A 4,550-nucleotide genomic window follows, 5' to 3' on the forward strand; every position below is an offset into this window, starting at 1 on the left:
CGCTGAGGTCATCGAGTCACCGTCCGGGCTGGGACTTGAAGGCGCTGGCGCGGTAGCCGAAGCCGCATTCCGCGGTTCGGAGTTCGACGATGCGTTCGAGGTGCCAATCGAAGGCGGTGACGCGGGTGGGCGCGGGGCGAGCGGCAGGGTGCTCGCCTCCCGTACGACTTCGACGGGATCACGACCACCCCCGCCTCCTTCAGCTCGGCGATCAACTCGGCGGACGGCGCGAGCGCGAAGGACGCGACCCGTACGCCCTCCTCGATCATGATCCGCACCCGGTCACCGGCGTCGGCCGCGTCCGCGCGCAGATTCACCCCGAACGGCTCCCGCGTACGGGACCTGACCTCGCGGATCGCGTCCCGGAGCCGGTCGGTGGTCATGGTCGCGGAGGCGAGGACGCCCAGCGCGCCCGCGTTCGCCGTGGCCGACACCAGGCGGGGTCCCGCCACCCAGCCCATGCCCGTCTGCACGATCGGATGCCGGACCCCGACCAGCCGGGTCAGCGCGGTCTCCATCACGAACCCACTTCTCTGAGACGGGAGTCGGCAGGGTCGATCACTTCACGGATCAGCCGCAACTCGTCCGGTGTGGGCTCGCGGGTCCACGGGACCTCGTCCGGGACGACCAGCTCGAAGCCCGTCGCCTCCCGCACCTGCTCCACACTCACCCCCGGATGCAGCGACGCCAGCCGCATCGAGCGGTCGGGGGTCGCGAAGTCGAAGACACCGAGGTCGGAGACGACGCGGGGGATACGGTGGAAGCGGGCCGTCCCCGGGTGCCCGGCGACCCGGTCGTAGCCCACCCCGCACACCATGTCGACCTTCTCCACGAACACCCGCCGGGAGTGCCGAGGTATCCAGTAACTCGTCGGATTGTTCAGCGTGTTGACCGGCGCCCCGCGCACCCCGAGCAACTGCCGCCTCGGCCGCGCCCAGTCGCCGACGCACGAGATGTTCTGGTTGCCGTACCGGTCGATCTGGCTCGCGCCCATCATCACGTGCCGCCGCCCACCGGACACCAGGGCGAGGTGCTGCCGGTACGGCAACCAGCCCTCCGGTGTCCCGTCCGGGCGGACGATCATCGCCTCGCCGTCGGTCAGCAACAGGTCGGGCGCGAAGGTGAGCCGGGCCAGCCGCGCGCCCACGGACGGGATCAGGCCCATCGGGCTGGCGAGGATCTCACCGGCGTCGCGCCACGCCTCCGCACAGGCGATCACGCAGTACTCGGAACGCCGTACGTGGCTGCGCGGTACGTCCCTACGCGGTACGTCCGTTCGCGATACGTCCATCACCCTTGCTCCTCCTGCCGGTTCCGCACCGCCGACTCGTAGGCCTGTTCGTCACCGGCCAGGAAGCGCTCGGAGAACTCCGCCCAGGGAGTCGTCGCGTACAGCCGCTGGACGTCCTCGTCCCTGCCGTAGTCGGGAGCGCACGACGTGAAGTGGGCGCCGCCCGGCGCCTCGACGACTCCGGTCACGCTCAGCCGCTTCACGAGCAGGGACTGCGGCGGTGCCTCCTTCGTCAACTCGGCCGTGTCCACGATCCGTTCGCAGGAGACATAGGCCGCGTCCGCCGCCTCGCAGAACAGGTCGTCGAAGTACGGGTCCGGGCCCAGGTACTGCCCGTTGCCCAGCCGGTCGGCGCGGTTGACGTGCACCAGGGCCGCGTCCAGCCGCAACGCGGGCATCGCGACGAACGTCTCCCCGTCCTCGTACGGCGAAGTCACCGTCCGCAGACCGGGGTTGACCCGCATGACGTCCGAGCCGATGCCCGCGCGCACCGGCAGGAACGGCAGCCGGTTCGCCGCCGCGCGCAGGCCCCACATGAACATGGCCTCGTCGACCTCCGTCAACTCGAAGGCCCCGCTCTCGCGCGCCGCGCGGTAGTGCGGTTCGAGAGGGATCGAGTCGAGCGTGACGAACGCGGCCACCAGCTTGCGGATGCGGCCGGCCGCCGCGAGCATGCCGACGTCCGGGCCGCCGTAGGAGACGACGGTGAGGTCGGTGATGTCCGAGCGGAGCAACGCCCGCACCAGGGCCATGGGTTTGCGGCGCGAGCCCCAGCCGCCGATGCCAAGGGTCATGCCGCTGCGCAGCCGGGAGACGACCTCGTCGGCCGTCATCGTCTTGTCGCTCACCTACGCCCCCTCTCCCACTGTCTGTCCGGTCTCTTGTGAGAGCTGTCCGGTCTTTTTGAAGGTGTCGCGGATCCGGTCGGCCACCCCGCTGACATTGGCCTCGAAGGTGAAGCCCTGTTCGAAGCGGTAGCTGCGGCGGACGTCGACGGGGTCGATGCCGTTGATCGCGGACTTGGCGAGGCGGATCAGCTCGCCGTCCTTGGCGGCTATCTCGGCCGCCAACTCCAGGGCGGCGGACAGGAGTTCGCCGCGCGGCACGACCCGCCACACCGAGCCGTGCGCGTGCAGCTCGGCCGCCGTCGCCGTGCGCGAGGTGTAGTACAGGGCGCGCATCAGGTGCTGGGGGACCAGCCGGGCCAGATGCGTGGCGGCGCCCAGCGCGCCCCGGTCCAGCTCGGGCAGGCCGAAGGTGGCGTCCTCGCTCGCCACGATCACGTCCGCGTTGCCGACCAGACCGATGCCCCCGCCCAGACAGAACCCCTGCACGGCCGCCACGACCGGCACCTCGCACTCGTAGACCGCCGCGAACGCCTCGAAGCAGCCCCGGTTGACCCCGACCAGGGCCGACTGCCCCCGCGCCTGTATCTCCTTGATGTCCACGCCCGCGTTGAAACCCCGCCCCTCGGCCGTCAGCACGACACAGCGGACGTCGGGGTCGCGCCCGGCCGCGCGCACGGCGTCGGCCAGGGCGAACCAGCCGTCCACCGGCAGCGCGTTCACCGGTGGGTAGTCGACCGTGATGACGGCGACGCCATTTTTTTCGGGCCCCTTTTTCGAGGGCGAGGTGGAGACACCCATGGACGCATCAGCTACCTTTCCACCAAACATTTGTTAGGTGCGAGGCTTCGAAGCTAGCAGCCGGAGAATCCGAGCGGGAGGCCCTGTGGACAACTCGCGCGACCAGTCACTCGCGGGCAGAACCGTCCTCGTCACCGGCGGCACCCGAGGCGTCGGCGCCGGTATCGCACGGGCCTTCGTCGAGGCCGGGGCCGACGTGCTGACCTGCGCGCGCAGACCGCCCGAAGACCCGGTCGAGGGAACCGAGTTCAGGCCCCTCGACCTGCGCGACCCGGACGCCGTACGGGAGTTCTTCGCCGCGCTGCCCCGGCTCGACGTGCTCGTCAACAACGCGGGCGGCGCGCCGTACCGCCCGCTGATCGACGCGGAGGCCGAACGGCACGCGCGGATCGTCGAGTTGAACCTCCTCGCCCCGCTCTCCGCGTCCCTCGCCGCGTACGAACACCTCAAGCGGGCCAGGGGATCAGTCGTGATGATCGGCAGCGTCAGCGGCAGCCGCCCCTCGCCCGGTTCGGCGGCGTACGGGGCGGCCAAGGCCGGTCTGGAGAACCTGGCCCGTTCGATGGCGGTGGAGTGGGCGCCGGACATCCGCGTCAACACGCTCGTCGTCGGCATGGTCCGCACGGAGCTGTCCCACCTCCACTACGGCGGCGAGGACGCGATCGACGCCGTCTCCCGAACCGTCCCGCTCGGCCGGCTCGCCGCCCCCTCCGACATCGGCGCGGCGGCGGTCTTCCTCGCCTCCGACACCGCCGCCTACATCAGCGGGGCGAGCCTTCTGGTCCACGGGGGCGGGGAGCGGCCCGCGTTCCTGGACGTAGCAACTGCCAACAAGGAGAAGTGAGTTGACCGGAGAAGTGACTTGGTCGGAGAGGTGAGTTGAAAGTGACGAGCGGAATCTGTACCGGGCGGGTCGTCGTCGTCACCGGCGCGGGGCGGGGGCTCGGCCGCGCCCACGCCCTCGCCTTCGCCGCCGAGGGCGCCCAGGTTGTTGTCAACGACCTCGGCGTCGGACTCGACGGCACCCCGGACCCCGACAGCCCGGCCGCACAGGTCGTCGCCGAGATCCGCGCTGCGGGCGGCGAGGCGGTGGCCCACGGCGGCGACATCGCCACGGCCGCCGGTGCCGCGTCCCTGGTGACGACCGCCCTGGAGACCTACGGGCGGCTCGACACCCTTGTCAACAACGCGGGTTATCTGCGCGACCGGATGCTCGTCAACCTCGACGAGGACGACTGGGACGCGGTGATGCGCGTCCATCTGAAGGGCCACTTCCTGCCCCTGAAACACGCCGCCGCGCACTGGCGTGCGGAGACGAAAGCAGGCCGTACTCCGGTCGCCCGGATCATCAACACCAGTAGCGGAGCAGGGCTGTTGGGCTCCGTCGGACAGGGCAACTACAGCGCCGCCAAGGCCGGCATCATCGGCCTGACTCTGGTCGCGGCGGCCGAACTGGCCCGCTACGGCGTCCAGGTCAACGCGATCGCCCCCGCGGCACGCACCCGCATGACGGAACACACCTTCGCGGAGACCATGGCCGCGCCTGGCTCCGGGTTCGATGTGATGGCGCCGGAGAACGTGTCGCCGCTGGTGGTGTGGCTGGGGTCCGGGGA

Annotated in this window: 5 protein-coding genes and 1 pseudogene; 2 read left to right on the forward strand and 4 right to left on the reverse strand. The window is 70.8% G+C overall.

Annotated elements, in window-relative coordinates; all coding sequences use genetic code 11:
- Positions 1 to 149 precede the first annotated feature (149 nt).
- The 4 genes and pseudogenes from ACNFOC_RS51280 to ACNFOC_RS51295 all read right to left on the reverse strand — a co-directional run.
- A pseudogene (locus ACNFOC_RS51280) lies at positions 150 to 518 on the reverse strand (NAD(P)H-dependent flavin oxidoreductase); the annotation flags it as partial.
- Complete coding sequence (locus ACNFOC_RS51285) at positions 518 to 1,291, reverse strand: CoA-transferase subunit beta (RefSeq protein ID WP_416965846.1); 774 nt, start codon at positions 1,289 to 1,291, stop codon at positions 518 to 520. The gene ACNFOC_RS51285 and the pseudogene ACNFOC_RS51280, both read right to left, overlap by 1 nt.
- Complete coding sequence (locus tag ACNFOC_RS51290; protein WP_416965847.1) at positions 1,291 to 2,139, reverse strand: CoA transferase subunit A; 849 nt, start codon at positions 2,137 to 2,139, stop codon at positions 1,291 to 1,293. Before ACNFOC_RS51290 ends, ACNFOC_RS51285 begins: the two co-directional genes overlap by 1 nt.
- Positions 2,140 to 2,937: an enoyl-CoA hydratase family protein gene (locus ACNFOC_RS51295; RefSeq protein WP_416965848.1), complete on the reverse strand. Its 798-nt coding sequence runs from the start codon at positions 2,935 to 2,937 to the stop codon at positions 2,140 to 2,142.
- Positions 2,938 to 3,022: 85 nt separating this feature from the next.
- On the opposite strand from ACNFOC_RS51295, the gene ACNFOC_RS51300 reads away from it, so the two are divergent.
- Both ACNFOC_RS51300 and ACNFOC_RS51305 read left to right on the forward strand, forming a co-directional pair.
- Positions 3,023 to 3,781 (forward strand): SDR family oxidoreductase, encoded by a 759-nt coding sequence (locus ACNFOC_RS51300; protein WP_416965849.1) that lies wholly within the window; start codon positions 3,023 to 3,025, stop codon positions 3,779 to 3,781.
- A gap of 41 nt (positions 3,782 to 3,822) precedes the next feature.
- On the forward strand, positions 3,823 to 4,550 hold a 728-nt coding region (locus tag ACNFOC_RS51305), incomplete at its 3' end, for an SDR family oxidoreductase (protein ID WP_416965850.1).

Source organism: Streptomyces colwelliae (assembly GCF_048158785.1).
GTDB lineage: Bacteria > Actinomycetota > Actinomycetes > Streptomycetales > Streptomycetaceae > Streptomyces.